This is a genomic window from Mycobacterium hackensackense (assembly GCF_025822555.1).
Classification (GTDB): domain Bacteria; phylum Actinomycetota; class Actinomycetes; order Mycobacteriales; family Mycobacteriaceae; genus Mycobacterium; species Mycobacterium fluoranthenivorans.
This window is the reverse complement of sequence record NZ_JACKUC010000030.1, coordinates 655553-673702: the sequence shown is the minus strand read 5'-3', so window position 1 is coordinate 673702 and position 18150 is coordinate 655553. Positions and strand designations below refer to the sequence as shown.

The 18150-nt window shown below is 67.4% G+C and carries 5 protein-coding genes; 4 read left to right on the top strand and 1 reads right to left on the bottom strand.

The genetic code is table 11. The features are described from left to right. Positions 1-19: 19 nt before the first annotated feature. Complete coding sequence (locus H7J86_RS12630) at positions 20-1099, top strand: NAD(P)H-dependent amine dehydrogenase family protein (RefSeq protein ID WP_267291351.1); 1080 nt, start codon at positions 20-22, stop codon at positions 1097-1099. Here H7J86_RS12630 and H7J86_RS12625 read toward each other — a convergent pair. Beyond that, on the bottom strand, positions 1096-12045 hold the full coding sequence (locus H7J86_RS12625) for a type I polyketide synthase (protein WP_267291349.1): 10950 nt from the start codon (positions 12043-12045) through the stop codon (positions 1096-1098). The genes H7J86_RS12630 and H7J86_RS12625 overlap by 4 nt on opposite strands. Positions 12046-12394: 349 nt before the next feature. Between H7J86_RS12625 and H7J86_RS12620 the strand changes: the two genes are divergently transcribed. The 3 genes from H7J86_RS12620 to pe all read left to right on the top strand — a co-directional run bounded on the left by H7J86_RS12620 (position 12395) and on the right by pe (position 18019). Then, the gene (locus tag H7J86_RS12620; protein ID WP_276065352.1) at positions 12395-13816 is read left to right on the top strand and encodes a condensation domain-containing protein; all 1422 of its coding nucleotides are present in this window, start codon (positions 12395-12397) and stop codon (positions 13814-13816) included. Positions 13817-13910: 94 nt separating this feature from the next. Next, entirely contained in the window at positions 13911-16889 is a 2979-nt protein-coding gene (locus H7J86_RS12615; RefSeq protein WP_267291347.1) for an MMPL/RND family transporter, read from the top strand. Beyond that, positions 16886-18019: an acyltransferase PE gene (pe, locus tag H7J86_RS12610; RefSeq protein WP_267291345.1), complete on the top strand. Its 1134-nt coding sequence runs from the start codon at positions 16886-16888 to the stop codon at positions 18017-18019. The genes H7J86_RS12615 and pe overlap by 4 nt, the downstream gene beginning before the upstream one ends. The last annotated feature ends 131 nt before the right edge of the window (positions 18020-18150 follow it).

Below are 18150 nucleotides of genomic sequence, written 5' to 3'. Positions count from 1 at the left end.
AACCTCTAAGGTGAGGCGCATGAGGCGTGTGGTGGTATGGGGAACGGGCAATATGGGCTCGACGGCGATCCGCTCGACGGTCGCCTTCCCCGGTCTTGAGCTGGCCGGCGTCATCACCTCGTCCGCCGACAAGGCCGGCCGCGACGCCGCCTCGTTTGCCGGACTTCCCGATTCCACCGGCGTGCTGGCCACCACCGATGTCGACGACGCCCTGACCGGGGCCGACGCGGTGGCCTATATGGCGTCCGGCGATATTCGGCCCGAGGAGGCGATCGCCGATATCGAGCGCGCGCTCAAAGCCGGCGCGCATGTGGTGACGCCGTCGCTGTACTCGCTCTACGACCCGCGCTCGGCGCCACCGGAGTGGGTGGCTCGGCTCACCTCGGCAGCCGAAGCGGGCGGGGTGTCCCTTCTGGTCAGTGGCGTCGACCCGGGCTGGGGCAACGACGCGCTCGCGGTGCTCGCGGCGGGTTTGTGTACCCGCATCAAGACCATCCGCTGCCAGGAGATCTTCGACTACTCCACCTACAACCAGCCGCATTCGGTGAAGGTGCTCTGCGGTTTCGGCGGGTCGATGGACGAGACGCCGATGATGCTGTTGCCGTCCATCCCGACCATGGTGTGGGGCGGTAACGTCCGCCTGATCGGGCGGGGGCTCGGCCTGGAGATCGACGAGATCACCGAGGACGTCCAGCGTCTGGCGCTCACCGAGGACGTCGACACCGTGATGGGCACCTTCGAGAAGGGCACCCAGGGGGCGTTTCGGCTCAAGGTGATCGGCTGGGCCGGCGGACAGCAGCGGGTGGTCATCGAACACATCACCCGGATCCATCCGTCCGTCGCACCGGATTGGCCGGCTCCCGATCAGGGCGCCGGCGACCACCGGGTGATCATCGACGGCGATCCGGAGTTGACCATCGTCGTGCGGGCCGACGTACCGGGTGGCACCCGGGCCGACGGCGGCAACACCACGGCGGCCAACCGTCTGCTGGGGGCCATCGAATGGCTGGCCACCCAGCCCGCCGGGATCTACGACGGGCTGGATGTGCCGATCCATCCGTCGCTGCCACTCGAGGTGGAAGCGACGCGCTGGGCTTAGTCCACGGCGGCCGGGGCCGGCTCCTCGGCAGGCGCCTCCGGCGTGGCCGGAGCCGCTGGGGCCTCAGAATCGGGCAGCTGCGAGACCAGGTGCTCGGCCAACTCTCCGATGGTCGGGTAGTCGAACACCGCCGTCGGGCTGATGTCGAACTTGCCACCGAACTGACCGAACAGCCGGTTGCGCAGTTCGACGGCCATCAGCGAGTCGGTGCCCAGGTCCAGGAACCGGCTGGATGCCGCGGGCGGCTGCGCCAGTCGCAGGAAGCCCTGCACCTCGCGCTGCAGGAATTCGGTGATGAACCCGCCGCGCGCTGCCACCGGCAGCTCCTGCAGTTGCCGCAGCAACTCGCTGTCGCCCTGCACCGATCCGTCACCGCTGGGCAGCACCTGATCCAGCAGCGGCGGGCGGATACCGCCCAGCATCTTCGCTGTGCGTTGCCAGTTCGCCTTCAGGACGGTGACCTGCGCCGCGCCATGCCGGATCGCCTCGCCGAGGGCGGCCAGCGCCGCCGACGGCTCCAGCGGCATCATGCCCTGCGCACTGAGGTTGGCGACGGCGGCCTGCGAGCTGGCCATACCGCCATGACCCCACGGACCGAAGTTGACGGCGGTGGCCGGCAGCCCCTGCGCCCTGCGCTGCGCCACGAGCCCGTCGAGCAGCGCGTTGGCGGTGGCGTAGTTGGCCTGCGACGGCGAGCCCAGTACCGCGGACGCCGATGAGTACACGATGAAGAACTCGAGGTCATCGTCCTTGGTCAACCGGTGCAGGTGGTGCGCACCATAGGCTTTCGGGCCCAACGTCGTCCGGAAGTGCTCCAGATCCTGCTGCGGGAGCAGCGCGTCGTCGAGCACACCGGCCAGGTGTGCGATACCGGCCAGCGGCGGAAGCTCGGCGCGGATCTTGTCCAACAGCGCCGCCACCGAAGCCTCGTCCCCGACGTCGGCCGAGAACACGTGGATCCGGCAGTGGAACCGCTCGGTGATGGCGTCGATGGCCTGCTGGGTCTCTGCGTCGGGTGTACGCCGGCTGGTCAGCACGATGTCCCCGGCGCCGAGCTGAGCCAGATAGGACGCCGTGTGCAGACCCAGGGCGCCCAGACCGCCGGTCACCAGGTAGCTCCGGTCGCCGTGCGGCTGAAGCGGTTTCGGCATCTGCACGACGATCTTGCCGATGTGCCGAGCCTGCTGCATCCGGCGGAACGCGGTCCTGGCCTCGGTCAGCGGATAGACCTCGGCGGGCACCGGAGTCCACACGCCCGTGGCCAGCCCCTCGGAGACCTCCGCCATCAGCTTCTGGATGTGGTCGGGATCGGTCATCATCGTCACGTCCAGTGCCACGATCTCGTAGTTGATATCGGGCCGCACCTCGGCCATCCGCTCGGCGGTCCAGATATCGCGCTTGGCGATCTCGGCGAACCGGCCGCCGTGGGCCGTGGCCCGCAACGTCGCTTCGATGAAGCCGTCACTGGTCAAGGAGTTGAGCACCACGTCCACACCCGCGCCGTCGGTATCCGCGAGGATCTGATCCGCGAAATCCGTTGTCCGCGAGTCGTAGACGTGCTCCACGCCCATCTCCCGCAGCGTGGCGCGCTTGTACTTGCTCGCCGTGGCGAACACGATCGCGCCGTGTGCACGGGCCATCTGGACCGCGGCCAATCCCACGCCACCGCTGGCGGCGTGGATGAGCACCTTGTCCCCGGGCTTGAGCTGGGCCCAGTCGAAGGCCAACCGGACCGTCAGTGCCGCAGCGGAGATCGTCGCCGCATCCACCGAGCTGATGCCGTCGGGTACCACTGCCAGCAGCGGTGCCGGGACGTTGAGCCGGCTGGAGAACGCGCCCTGCATCGAGCCGAAGACCCGCTGTCCGACCTCGAGTCCGGTGACAGCGGACCCCACTTCGGTGACCACTCCGCAGAGGTCGCCACCGATCGGGCCGGGATCACCGGGGTACAAGCCGAGTACGTTGAGCACATCGCGGAAGTTGAGGCCGGCGGCCTCGATCCGGACCTGTACCTCGTTGGCCTCCGGCGGGGTCAGTTCTTTCTCGACGAGGCGCAGGTTGTCGATCGCGCCGCGCTCGGTCGGTGCCAGCACGTAATCGTCGCTGCGCGGCATCGGCAGCTGACCGCTACGCGCCCAGTGCAGCAGCCGCGACACCAGGAAACGTCCTTGCCGCACCGCCATTTCGGGTTCGACGACGGGTGCACCCAGCGCGCCGGCCAGCCAATCCAGCGACTCCTGGGAGCCATCCCCGTCCACCAACCGGACCCGCAGGGTCGGCTGCTCGGCGATCAGGGTGCGCCCGAAGCCCCACAGTGCCGACTGAACCGGATCGACCGGTTCACCGGGTTCGGTGGCCACGGCCCGTTCGGTGACGATCCACAATCCGCCGCGCAAGCCTTCTGCCACCCCGGTCTGGGCGGTACCCAGCAGGGCGGTGATCTCGGCTTCCAGCCGCTCGGCCGGATTGTCGTCGAGGTCGGGGCGTCCGGCACTGCGCCAGACGATTCCGGTCACCGGCGCGCCCCGCTCGGCGGCGGCCGCGAACGCGTCCTGCCAGGACTGCGGATCGGCGACATCGTCGACCGTGGCAGCCCCGGGTACCTCGGCGGACAGCTTGTCGAACCCGGCGATCAGCCAGGTGCCGCTGGTCATTGCCTCGTCCTCGACAGTCGGAGCCGCGGCTTCCTGCCAGCCCAGGGTGTACAGCAGCCGGGTCGAGTCCCCGCCCAGCCCGCGCAGCAGCGCCTCGCGGGGAGCGCGTTTCACCGTGAACTCACGGATCCCGCCCAGCACCCGCCCATCCCGATCCACGAAATCGATGTCGAAGACCTGGGTTTCACCGTTGAGGGCGCTCTCATGCCAGCGGGCCCGGCAGTAGAACCGGCGCGGCATCTTCTCGGCCACCTGAACCTGGCCGTACCGCAGCGGCAGGAACAGATCGTGCATGCCCTGCTCGGCGGCGAGGATCGCGGGGAAGGCCGGGAAGGCCACGCCCGTGCACAGATCCAGCAGCACCGGGTGGATCGGCTCGCTGCTGAGGTGTTCGGCCAGTTCCTCGCCGATCGAGATATCGCCGATCGCCTCGCCCTCGCCCACCCACAACGACTTCAGCGAAGTGGACCACGTGGGTCCCCACGCCAGTTCCATATCGTGGAAGATGTCGAAAAGTTCCTGTGGGCGGGTGCGATTCATGTGCTCGATCGCCTCGTCCGGCGCGATCACCACATCCGGCGACTCCGCATCGGGATCGACACCTGCCAGCAGGGTGCCGTCGGAGTTCAGCGACCACTCGGACTCCCGGACACCGTAAGGCCGGCTGTGCACCTGGAACTTCCAGCCGTCGTCGACCGGATGCAAGGTCAGCTGTACTTCCCGAGAAGCTTTGTCGGGCAGGATGATCGGCTCGTAGAAGAAGACCTCCTTGACCCGCGCAGGCGCGCCGGCCGCGGCCAACGCCATCGCGGCGTAGGTCGCGCCCGGAACGACGACGGTGCCGTAGATGACGTGGTGCGCCAGCCATGGCTGCGTCTTGACCGAGAACACGTTGCTGTACACGGTGTCACCGGAGGCCAGATCTTTGGCGCTGCCCAGGATGCCGGAAACCCGAACGCCGTCGGCGCCCATTCCTGTCATACCGGTGGCTTTTGGCCAGTAGCGGCGGCGCTGGAACGGATAGGTGGGCAGCGCGAGTCGCTGACCCGGCCTGTGGTGCTTGGCGGCGAAGTCCGGCCGGTGCCCGCAGATGTAGGCGTTGGCGAGCGCTTCGGTGATCTGCCGTTGTGCGTTGGCGCCCTTGCGTAGCGACACGATGGTCCGCGGAGTGTCCGAGGACTCGGGCCAGCTCTGCAACGCGGCCGCGGTCAGGATCGGCTGTGGGCCGATCTCCATCAGCACCGAGCAGCCCAGGGCTGCGACGGTACGCACGCTCTCGGTGAACTGCACCGGCTGCCGGGAATGCCGCCGCCAGTACTGGGCGTCGATCGGTGTCTCGGCGGTGAGCACCGTGCCGGTCCGGTTGCAGACCAGCGGCAGGGTGGGCACCGCGTAGTCGAATTGCGAAGCGAACGTCTCGAATTCGTCGAGCACCGGGTCCAGCAGCTCGGAGTGGAAGGCGTGGCTGGTCTCCAGCCAGGTGCAGCGGGCGCCGTCCTCGCTGCAGTTGGCGACGATCTGTTCCAGATCCTCACCTGGGCCCGACAGCACGGTGTTGCGGCCGTTGTAGGCGCCGACCGAGACCCGCGGGAACGCCTCGGCGGCGTCCTCCACGTACTGGGGATCGGCGAACACCGCGACCATCCGGCCGCCGGCCGGCAGGCTGCCGAACAGTCGGCCACGTTCGGCGATCAGCCGGGCCCCGTCCTCGAGGCTGAGCACGCCGGCCACGCAGGCCGCCGCGTACTGGCCCACGCTGTGGCCCAGCACCACGTCCGGCTCGATACCCCAGGACTGCCACAGCCGGGCCAGGCCCATCTCGACGGCGAAGATCGCCGGCTGCGCAAAGGAGGTGTGCTTCAACGTTTCGGCGGCATCCCGACCGGAGCCGAACAAGACCTCCAGCAGCGGGCGTGGCAGCATCCCGTCGACGGCTTGCGCGCACTGCCGGACGGTGTCGGCGAATACCGGTTCGGATTCGAACAGTTCGCGCGCCATGCCCGGGTACTGGCTGCCCTGGCCCGGGAAGAACCACGCGGTGGTCGGCGGGTCGGTGCATTCGCCACGGACGACACCCGGGCGCAACCGGTTCGCCACCAGATCGTCGAGCAGCATCTTGGTCTCGGCGACCGAATTCGCGACCAATGCGGCCCGGTGCTCGAAGTGGGCGCGGCCCGCTCCGGCGGTGAAGCTCACGTCGTCGATCGCGACGTCGGGGTGTGCCTCCAGCCAGGCGCTGTAGCGCTGGGCCAGAGCGGTCAGCCCCTGCGCCGAGCGGGCCGACAGCGGTATCACGCTCAACGGCTCGCGCGGTGCGTCCGGTGCCTCGTCGGCGGGTTCGTCCGCTGCCGGCGGCGCTTCTTCAAGCAGCACGTGGGCATTGGTGCCGGTGAATCCGAAGGCGCTGACACCGGCGCGCCGCGGCCTGCCGTTGGTCAGCCACGGGGTGGCCTCGTTCACCACCTGCACGGGCAGGGTGTCCCACGGGATGTGCGGTGACGGATTGTTGAAGTGCAGGGTCTGCGGCAGCATCTCGTTCTGCAGCGACAGCACCACCTTGATCAGACCGGCGACACCCGCCGCGGACTCCAGGTGCCCGATATTGGTCTTGGCCGTGCCCACCAGCAGCGGCCGGTTCGGGTCGCGGCCGGCGCCGTACGCGGCCGCGGCCGCTTGCACCTCGATCGGGTCACCCAACGGGGTGCCGGTGCCGTGCGCTTCGAGGTAGTCGACATCGCCTCCGGCCAGACCGGCCCGGGTCAGTGCTGCGGTGATGAGTCGTTGTTGCGCACCACCATTGGGTACCGTCAGGCCACTTGAGGCGCCGTCCTGGTTGACGGTGCTGCTGCGGATGACAGCGCAGATCCGGTCGCCGTCGCGTTGTGCGTCGGACAGCCGCTTGAGCACCAGCACACCGCAGCCCTCACTGCGCACGTAGCCGTCGGCGGCGGCGTCGAAGGTCTTGCACCGCCCGTCCGGGGACAGCATCCGGGCCTGCGAGGCGGCGACGATGGACGCCGGGCTCAGCAGCACGTTCACGCCGCCGGCCAAGGCCAGATCACAGTCGCCGGAGTGCAGGGCCTGGCTGGCCTGGTGGACGGCCACCAGGGAGGAACTGCACGCGGTGTCGACCGCCATCGCCGGCCCCTCCAGACCGAGGGTGAAGGCGACGCGCCCCGCGATGGCGTTCAGCGCATTGCCGGTGATGAAGTGCGCTTCGAGCTTCTCCACCGAGTCGCCGGACAGCAGGTGTGAGTACTCGTTGGCGCCGACGCCGACGAAGACGCCGCTTCGGCTGCCCCGCAGGGACGAGGGGGAGTACCCTGCCCTTTCCAAACCCTCCCAGGCGATTTCGAGCATCAGGCGCTGCTGCGGGTCGATCCAGACGGCCTCGCGCGGCGAGATGCCGAAGAACTCCGGATCGAAGGTGTCGACACTTTCCAGGTATCCGCCGCTGCGGGTGTAGATCTTGCCCGGGGTCTGCTGATCGGGGTCGTAGAACTCGTCGACATCGAAGCGGTCCTCGGGAATCTCGCGGATCGCGTCGACACCGTTCGACAACAGTTCCCAATAGGCGTCCGGATCGGGCGATCCGGGGAACCGGCAGGCCACCGCGATGATCGCGATCGGCTCGTCGGTCGCGGAGGTGGCCAGCGAGGTGTGCTTGGTGATCACCTTGGCGCCGGCGCGCTCGTTGAGGTTGAGCACATCGCCGAGCAGGTAGTCAGCGACATCGGTCAGGCGCGGGTAGTCCATTGCCAGCGTCGCCGGAAGTTCCTTGCCGACAGCCTGTTCCAGGCGGCGCCGTAGTTCGACGGCCATCAGCGAATCCATGCCGAGGTCGAAGAATCCGCCCTCTTCCCGGATCTCTGAGGCGTCGATCTGCGTCACCTCGGCCACGGCGTCGCGCAGGTACTCCAGGACGAGCTTCTTGCGTTGCTGCACCGGCGCGGCGGTGAGCTGTTCGACGAATCGGGTGGTGCCGGCGGGGCCGGGGGCCGCGGCCACCGAGTCGGGCACCTCGCGGGCCACCTCGGCCAGCAGCGAACGCTGCCCGGTCTGCAGGTAGATCGGCAGGAAGCGGGCCCAGTCGATCCGCGCCACCACACCTTGGGCGGTATCCCCGACGATGACGTCGGCCATGCCCGCCAGTGCATCCGCCGGGGACAACGTGCGTACGCCGCGCCGTTCCAGTTGGGCGCGGGCGTCGGGATCGGCCATACCCGCCGACCAGGGACCGAAGTTGACGCTCAGTCCGGGGATGCCCTGGGCGCGAAGGTGCCAGGTCAGCCCGTCGAGGAAGGCGTTGGCCGCGCTGTAGGCGCTCTGACCGTAGCTGCCCCACACCGAGGAGATCGAGGAGGTCGACAGGAAGAAGTCCAGCTTCAGGTCCGCTGCCGCTTCGCCGAGATACCAAGCACCCCAGACCTTTCCGGAGAACACCCGGTCCAGTTCTGCGGAGTCCAGATCGCTCAACGGGGTGGTGCTGTTCTCACCGGCGGCATGCACGATGCCGGCCAGTGGTGCAAGCTCGGCAGCCACGGTGGCGAACAGGTGCGCGACCTCGTGCGGATTGGCGACATCAGCCGTGACGACCCGGACCTCGCAGCCGTGCTGCTCACGTAGGCCGTCGATACGCTGCTGCGCGGCGGCGTTCGGTGCACGCCGGCTGGTCAGCACCAGTTGCTTGGCACCGTGCGAGGCCAGATGGCCCGCGATCTCCAGGCCGAGTGAACCCAGTCCGCCGGTCACCAGATACGTGGCGTCCGAACGCAATTCCAATGGTGTCGGGTTGGGCTGACCGGTCCGCCGGACCAGCCGGGGCACGTAGGCGGCCTGCTCACGCAGGGCGATCTGGTCTTCCCCGCGCGGGGCCGCGACCAGGGCCCTGATCAGCCGGAACCACTCGTCGGAGCTGCCCTCGGTGACGTCGGCCAATCCGCCCCATACCTGCGGGTACTCCAGCGCGACGGCGCGGCAGAACCCCCACAGGCTGCTCTGTTCGGGCGCCACGGTGTCGGTGTCGGTGACGCGTTGTGCGCCGCGGGTCGCCACCCAGATGGGCACGCGCAGTTCGGCGGCGGCTGCGGCACGGAACAGTCGTTGCGTGCCGCCCAGGACGCGGTGCTGCATCCGTAGCAGTGAGCGCATCGAGGGCGTGCTGTCGGATTCCAGCGCCGCCACATGCAGGATGCGAAGTTCGGGTTCGTCTTCTACCGCGGCGCGCAGCTCGGCTTCGAGCTGTCGCTCGTCGGCGTCGGATGCGGGCAGGGGGAGGACCCGCTGCCGGTGGCCGTGTGCGGTGAGTGCGCCGATGATCGGTGCCAGCACCGCAGCATCCTCGCCGATGAGCAACCAGGCCGAGCCTTCGCCGACGGCCGGTCCACCACCGGCCGCCTTCTGCCAGCTGATTTCGTAGCGGGCATCCGAGATGGACTGCGCGCTGCGCTGCCGGTTATGTTGCGTCGCAAGCTTGTTCAGGACATCGGTGACCGTCTGGTCGCCATTCGAGCCGCCGAGCAGGGCTGCGAGCTCGTCGATACGGCCGTCCTCCAGCAGGCGGACGGCCTCGGTGCGGGCCGAGTCGGTCTTGGCCGCCGGCTGCACCTGCTTGTCCCGGAACCAGTAGTGCCGGTGCTGGAACGGATAGGTCGGCAGGTCCAGCTTGCGCGCGGGTTGCTGCAACAGCGCGCCGAAGTCGGGCACGTGTCCGGCCACGTACGCGTTGGCCAGGGCTTCGGCGATCTGGCGGTGGTCGGCGCCGTTCTGGCGCATCGACGCGATCGCCCGCGGTGCGTTGGCGGGGTCGGGCCAGGCCCGCATGGCCGCGGCGGTCAGCACCGGCTGCGGGCCGACCTCCAGCAGCACGGCGCAGCCGAGCTCGGCCAGCGTGGCCACACCCTTGGCGAACTCGACGGGCTGGCGGGCATGGCGGCGCCAGTACGCCCCGTCCAGCTTCGCGGTGCGGCCGAGCGCTGCACCCGTCCGGTTGCACACCAGAATCCGTTGTGGGGCTTTGAATTCGAACTGGCCGGCGAAGGACTCGAACGCGTCGAGCGCCGGATCGAGCAGTGCCGAGTGGAACGCATGGCTGGTATCGAGCCAGTCGCACCGGACTCCGTCGGCCGACAGCCCGGCGATCGCCTGCTCCAGGTCCTTACCCGGACCGGACAGCACGGTGTTGGCACCGTTGTAGGCGGCCACCGACAGGCTCGGGTACTCGTCGGTGAGACGCTCGACCCGGTCCGGGTCGGCGAAGACCGCGGCCATCCGCCCACCGGCGGGAAGTTCACCGAAGAGGCGGCCCCGCTCGGCGAGCAACCGGATGCCGTCTTCGATGCTGAACACCCCGGCGACGCACGCCGCCGAGTACTGACCGACACTGTGCCCCAGCACCACGTCCGGCTCGAAGCCCCACGACTGCCACAGGCGGGCCAGGCCCATCTCGACGGCGAAGATCGCGGGCTGGGCATGCTGGGTCAAGCGCAGCGTGTCCGCGCCGTCTGCGTCGAAAAGCAGTTCAAGCAACGGCTTTTCGAGTACACCGGCCAGCGCGTCCGCGCACTGGGTCATGGTCGCGGCGAACACCGGTTCGGTCTCGAACAGTTCGCGAGCCATCCCGGCGTACTGGCTGCCCTGCCCGGGGAACAACCACGCCGTCTTCGGCGCATCGGCGCACTCGCCGCGCAGCAACCCGGGTGCGGGCCGGTCGTCGGCCAGCGCACCGAGCAGCTCGCGAGCCGAATCGAGTGAGTTCACGACCAGCGCGGCACGGTGCTCGAGGTGAGCCCGGCCGGCTCCGGCGGTCAGGCACACGTCGGCCAACGTGGCCTCCGGATGTGCGCTCAGCCAGCTGCGGTACTGCTCGGCGGTCTGCACCAGGGCGGCCGGGGTCCGCGCCGACAGGGGGAGCACCTTGAACTGCCGGTCATCGGAGGCGGTATCCGAGACGGCGGGCACCGTAGCGGGTGCCTCTTCGAGGATGATGTGGGCGTTGGTGCCGGAAAACCCGAACGAGCTGACCCCCGCGATGCGCGGCCGGTCGTTGCGTTCCCACGTGGTGGCCTCGGAGACCACGCGCACGGGAATCCGGTCCCAGGGGATGTGCGGCGACGGGTTCTGGAAGTGCAGGTGCTTGGGCAGTTCCTGGTTCTCCAGCGACAGCACGACCTTGAGCACACCGGCGATACCCGCGGCGGCCTCCAAGTGCCCGATGTTGGTCTTCGCCGACCCGATCAGCAGCGGATGGTCGGCATCGCGGCCCTTGCCGAGCGCGGCGGCCGCCGCCTGGACCTCGATGGGATCACCTAGCGAGGTGCCGGTGCCGTGCGCCTCCAGGTAGTCGATATCGCCGGGCGTCAGGCCCGCGCGTTCCAGCGCTTCGGTGATGACGCGCTGCTGGGCGACGCCGTTGGGCACCGTCAACCCACCCGACGCGCCGTCCTGGTTGACGGCGCTGCCGCGGATGACGGCCCGGATCCGGTCCCCGTCCCGAAGCGCGTCCTCGAGGCGTTTGATGACGATGACACCGCAACCCTCGCCGCGTACGTAGCCGTCGGCCGCCGCGTCGAACGTCTTGCACCGGCCGTCGGCCGCCAGCATCCGGGACTGCGAGAACGTGATCATGGTGGCCGGGCTGAGCAGGGCGTTCGCCCCGCCGGCCAGCGCCAGATCGCATTCGTCGAGCAGCAGTGCCTGGCACGCCTGGTGGATGGCCACCAGCGACGAGCTGCACGCCGTGTCGACGGTGACCGCCGGGCCGTGCAGACCCAGCCGGTAGCTGATCCGGCCGGCCCCGGCGGCACCCGAGGTGCCGATGGCCAGGTAGGCCTCGATCTCGGGATAGGTCAGTTCCGACGAGGCCATGCCCAGGTAGTCATGGGTGGACAGCCCGACGAACACGCCGGTCCGGCTGTTCGCCAACGCGGTCGGCGCGGTGCCCGAGTGCTCGACGGCCCGCCACGAGGTCTCCAGCAGCAGCCGATGCTGAGGGTCCATCAACCTGGCTTCGCGGGCCGAGACGCCGAAGAACGGGGCGTCGAATCCGACGACGTCGTCGACGAACCCGGCGCGACGGGTGACCACCTTGCCGGCCGCGCCGGCGTCGGAGTCGTAGAACTCGTCGGCATCCCAGCGGTCCTGCGGGATCTCCGAGACCGCATCGCGCCCCTGGTGCAGGACGTCCCAGTACTGCTCGGCGTCGGCGGCACCGGGAAGCCGTGCGGCGTACCCGATGATCGCGAAGCTGGAGGTCTGCCCCGCAGACGCAGCGGCGTGTTCACTAGTTGACATCAAGAGTTCGCTTCCGCCGCGGTCCGACAAGATCTGAGGCTGTCCCGACCGACCGAGGACTGCGAAAGTTGTGCGACGGCTCTGGCGCGCTCAGTCCCCGACGGTCACAGCCGGCTTCTTACTCGCGGGTCAGTATGGCACGCGGGTTGCTGAAACAATCCGTTTCGGGTCTGCGGACAAATCCCCGGGTGGTCGGCGCGCACCCCCTGGGCAAAGGTCGCGGCAACGCGTCTCAAAGCGGGTGCACAGCCGGTGTGTGGGCGACCCCGCCAGCGGTAGGCGCTATCGTGAAGTCGCCATCAGCGTTGCCGGACCGGAGCCGCCGCCGCTCAGACCCGGGAGGAACATTTTGCAAATCGGGAAAATCACGATCGGCACAATCGATGATTGGGCGCCGAGTCCAGGTGTGGTGACGTCCTGGCACCCGACAAATACGGCCATGGAGAAGGCCCGACAAGCTCCGGTCAGCACGGTGCCCGTCAGCTATATGCAGAGTCAGCATATTCGTGGGGTCTACCACCAGGAAGTCGCGGGCCTCGACTATTCTCGTCAAATTATCGCCACCTGCGAAGTGCCTGGTAAGTGCGATATTTCGGCGATGAATCACGCGCTCAACGCGTACCTGCGCCGGCACGACACGTACCGCAGCTGGTTCAAATACGAGGGCTCCGGCGAGATTGTCCGGCATTCCATCGTGGATCCTGAGGATATTGAATTCGAGCCCGTAAATCATGGCGAACTCACGGCTGAAGACGCGCGTAAACACATTGTGGATATACCGTCTCCGCTGGAGTGGGGTTGCTTTTCTTTCGGCATTGTTCAGAGTGAAGATCATTTCGATTTCTACGCGAGCATCGATCACGTCCACGGGGATGCCGCGCTGATCGGCATCACGATGCTCGAGGCTCACGGCATGTACACCTCGCTCACCACGACCGGTCAGCCGATGCCCCTACCGGAAGCTGGTCGGTTCGATGATTTCTGTGTCAACGAACGCGCATCGACGGCCGCTCTGACGGTCGATTCGCCCGAGGTTCGTGCCTGGATCGAATTTGCTGAGAACAACAACGGCACCCTTCCGGAGTTCCCGCTACCGCTGGGTAACCCGCAGGAGCCGACGGTGGCCGACATGGTCGGCGAGATGTTGCTCGACGCAGATCAGACGGCACGATTCGAAGCGGCGTGCACTGCGGCGGGTACCCGTTTCGTCGGCGGCCTGTACGCCTGCACCGCCATGGTCGAACACGAGCTGACGGGTGCGGCGACCTACTACGGGCTCACCCCGAGGGACACCCGCCGAACGTCGGACAACTTCATGACCCAGGGCTGGTTCACCGGTCTGGTCCCGATCACCGTCCCGATCGCCGCGACGACTTTCGCCGAGGCCGCGTGGGCGGCGCAGACTTCGTTCGATTCCGGTCTCAATCTGGCGAGGGTTCCGTATTACCGCGTACTGGAATTGGCGCCGTGGTTGGAGAACCCGCATCCGAACTTTCCGGTTTCGAACTTCCTGCACGGTGGCGCAGCTCCGCTGAACGCGGTGATCGCTGCAGCTGAGATGGGTTATTCGAACAATATCGGAATTTACTCCGACGGTAGATTCTCCTATCAGTTGACGATCTACGTATTCCGGTACGAGGCCGGTACGGCAATGGCGGTGATGTTTCCGGACAACCCGGTCGCCCAGAAGTCGGTCGCCCGCTACATCGCCACGATGAAGTCCGTGGTCGAGCAGGTGGCCGACAGCGGCGATTGGGGCCGTTTTGCGTAGGTTGCCGTGCATGGCCGGACAGCACAACGCGGCTTGAGCTTGTGACAGTGATTTTCGGGGGCCAGAGAATACGAGGACCACAGGTGGGGGCAACGTGCGCCGGCTAGCTGATTTTGTGGTGCGATTGCCCTGGGCGGTGGTCGGCCTGTGGGTTGCCTTGGCGGTGGTGCTGCCGCTGACGTTCCCGAGTCTGAACGAGATGGCTCAGAAACACCCGCTGGCCATGCTGCCGGCCGATGCGCCGTCCAGCGTCGCCGCCAAGCAGATGACCGAGGCGTTCCAGGAGCCCGGCGGCGATGACCTCCTGTTGGTGGTCCTGACCGATGAGCGTGGGCTCGGTCCGGCCCATGAGGCCACCTACCGCAAATTGGTCGACGCGCTGCGCGATGACCAGCAAGACGTGGTGATGCTGCAGGATTTCGTCGGGACGCCCGCCCTGCGTTCGTTTCTGACGAGTAAGGACGGCAAGTCCTGGGTCCTGCCGGTGGGCCTTGCGGGTGCGTTGGGCACGCCGCAGTCCTATGCCGCCTTCACCCGGGTGGCCGAGATCGTCAAACAGAACACCGCGGGAAGCCCGCTGGAGGTCCACCTCACCGGCCCGGCGGCCACCGTCGCCGACCTGACCGCCGCGGGGCAGCGCGACCGTCTGCCGATCGAGATCGCGATCGCCGTCCTGGTGCTCCTGGTGCTGCTGGTGGTGTACCGCAATCCGGTCACCATGCTGCTGCCGCTGACCGGTATCGGCATCTCTCTGGTGATCGCGCAGTCTCTGGTGGCCGGCTTGTCGCAGCTGACCGGCCTGGGGGTGTCCAACCAGGCCATCATTCTGCTCAGCGCGATCATTGCGGGTGCCGGCACGGACTACGCGGTCTTCCTGATCAGTCGCTACCACGACTACGTGCGCATGGGCGAGAGCTCCGAGGACGCGGTCCGGCATGCCCTGGGCTCGGTGGGGAAGGTGATCACCGCGTCGGCGGCGACCATCGGACTCACCTTCGTCGGGATCAGTTTCGCCCGGATGGGAGTGTTCTCCACGGTCGGTGTGTCCTCCGCGATCGGGATCGGGGTGGCCTTCCTGGCCGCCCTGACACTGCTGCCGGCCATCCTCGCCATCGTCGGGCCACGGGGCTGGGTCACGCCGCGGCGCGAGCTGACCACGCGGATGTGGCGGCGGTCCGGTATTCGCATCGTGCGCCGGCCGCGGTTGCACCTGGTGGCCAGTCTGCTGGTGCTGATGCTGCTGGCCAGCTGTGTCGGTCTGGCGAAGTACAACTACGACGACCGCAAAGCAGTGCGGGCGTCGGACCCGAGTTCGGTCGGGTATGCGGCGCTGGAACGTCATTTCGACCTCAACCAGTCTGTTCCGTCCTATGTCCTGGTCCGGTCGCCGCACGATCTGCGCACCCCGCAGTCCCTCGCGGACCTGGAGCAGATGGCTGAACGCATCACCCAGGTACCCGATATCTCGATGGTCAGCGGTATCACCCGGCCGCTCGGCGTGGTGCCGCAGGAGTTCCGGGCCACCTACCAAGCCGGACTGGTCGGCGATCGGCTGGGTACCGGCGCCGACATGATCACCCAGAACATGACCGACCTCAATCGGCTGTCGAAGGGGGCGGGCACCCTGGCGTCCGGCCTCGGCGATGTCCGCGGTCAGGTCAACCAGATCGCCGGGACCATCCAGCAGATGGTCAACGCCTTCTCGTCGATGCGCGACCAGAACGGCGGCGACAAGCTGGTCCGCAACGTCGAAGTCGGCGCCAAGCTGGTCGACAGCATCAACCAGCTCGGCAATTCGATGGGCATCAGCGTCACGGCGGCCAAGGACATGTTCGGCTGGGTGGGGCCGGTGCTGACGGCGTTGCAGGGCAATGTGACCTGCGATCTGGACGCCTCGTGCAGTGAGACCCGTGCGCACTTCTCCCGGCTGGCCCAGGCACGCCAGGACGGCACCCTGGATGAGATCAATAGGCTTGCGGGACAACTACAGTCGATGCAAGACAGGCAATCGCTGAATGCCTCGCTGAATCAGCTGGGCACCGCCTTCACCAACCTCACCAAGCTGATGAAGACGTTGGGTCTGGACTCGCCCGCCGGGGCGCAGGCGACGCTGGGCAAGCTCCGGCAACAGGCCGACCGTTCGGCGACCGGCAGCCGTGAGGTGGCGACCGGGGTGAACGAGGTGGTCGACCAGATCCAGCTCATGCGCAGCGGTCTGGACCAGGCGTCGGCGTTCCTGCTGTCGATGAAGCAGAACGCGGCGGGCCCCGCGATGGCGGGATTCAACATCCCGCCTGAGGTGCTGGCGCTGCCGGACTTCAAGGCCGCCGCCAAGACGTTCATCTCGCCGGACGGGCACTCGGTGCGCTACCTGGTGCTCACCAAACTCGATCCGTTCAGCGTCCAGGCGATGGACCAGGTCAATGCGATCAGTGACGCGGCCAAGGGCGCTCAGCCGAACACCAGCCTGGCCGATGCGTCGATCTCGATGGGCGGATACCCGGCCGCGCTTCGCGACACCCGCGACTACTACCAAATGGACATCCGGTTCATCATCGCCATCACCATCATCGTGGTGCTGCTGACGTTGATGTTGCTGCTCCGTTCGGTCATCGCACCGCTGTATCTGGTGGGGTCCGTGGTCATTTCGTTCTTCGCGGCGCTCGGTATCGGTGTGCTGGTGTTCCAGTACGGCTTCGGTCAGCAGTTGCACTGGACCGTGCCACCGTTGGCCTTCGTGGTGTTGGTCGCGGTGGGCGCGGACTACAACCTGCTCTTCGCCTCCCGATTGCGCGACGAGTCTCCGCACGGCACGCGGTACGGCATCATCCGGACGCTGTCATCGACGGGCGGCGTGATCACGGCGGCGGGTCTGATCTTCGCGGCCTCGATGTGGGGTCTGCTGTTCTCCAGCATCGGTACCGTGGTGCAAGGCGGGTTCGTCATCGGTGCCGGAATCCTGCTGGACACATTCCTGGTCCGGACCATCACCGTGCCGGCCATCGCTACGCTGGTCGGCAAGGCGAACTGGTGGCCATCTCGACCGATATCGCAGGGGAGTAGTCAGGCATGAGGAAACTTCTCGCTGCGGTGACGGTGCTGGTGACGGTCGGTGCCACGGGCGCCTCAGGCATCGCCGGAGCCGACGAGCCGGCGCCCGCACCCGCCCCGGGAGCGGGATCTGCCGCCCCGGCCCCTCAGCGTGGCACCCCTGGTAACGCGTACGCGCTCGGTGGCGCCCATGTCCTCGGTATTCCCTATGACGAGTACATCCGCCGCACGGGCGCGGACTGGTTCCCCGGCTTGAATCGCATGAACATCCAATATCCGGCAGGTCAGGTTCAGGGGCACACCCTGGAGCGACTGTTTCCCGGAATCGGAAAGCTGGATGACGGTTTCCCGGGGCTGGGACTCGACGGCCCGAGCATCGGCGAGTCGGTCGACGTGGGTGAGGGCAACCTCATCCGTGCCATCCAGGCGGGTGGTAGCGGCACGGCCATGGGGTTATCCGAGGGCGCCATGGTGCTCAACGCGGTGAAGAACCGGCTCGCCAACGATCCGGCCGCGCCTCCGCCGGATCAGTTGTCCTTCGCGACCTTCGGTGATCCGCTGACGACGAACCCGTTCGGCCAGAGCTTCCTGAGGCAGAACTTCCCGGTCGGCAGTGTCGTCCCGTCACTGGACTTCACCATGCCGCCGCAGGTGGACAGCCAGTACGACACTTACGAATTCATCTCGCCGTACGACAGCATCGCCGACTGGCCGCAACGCCAGGACAACATCATCTCCGTCACCAATGCGATCGTCGGCCTGGCCACCGGGCACACCGCGGTGGCCTTCACCAACCCGTCGAATGTGCCGCCCCAGAATGTCGCGGTCACGTACAACTCGCGGGGCGCGAAGACGACGACGTACATGATTCCCGAGCAGCACCTCCCGCTCGTTCTCCCGTTCAAGTACATGGGGGTGGACGAGGGCACGCTGAATAAGCTCGACGGGGTGCTGAAACCCTATGTGGATGCGGGATATACGCGTAACGACAATCCGTTGACCGCACCCATTACCGTGGATCCGGTTCGCGGCTACGACCCCGCGGTGGTCACGGCGGGGGCGAGTGAGGCCGCCTTTGGCAGTGGAGGCGTCGATCCGCTGTCGCAGCTGATGGCCGGGTTCCAGTACGTGTTGGATCACAACGTGCACTGAGGCGGACATATCGGGACCGAACTGGCTCATTTCGGATCACGCCGTGCATTCGGATTGCGGTGGAAGTTCGGACACGGGCTGCGAATCTCGCAAATGACGCGTTGGGGCACAAAAGATCTCAAGTAGCCGTC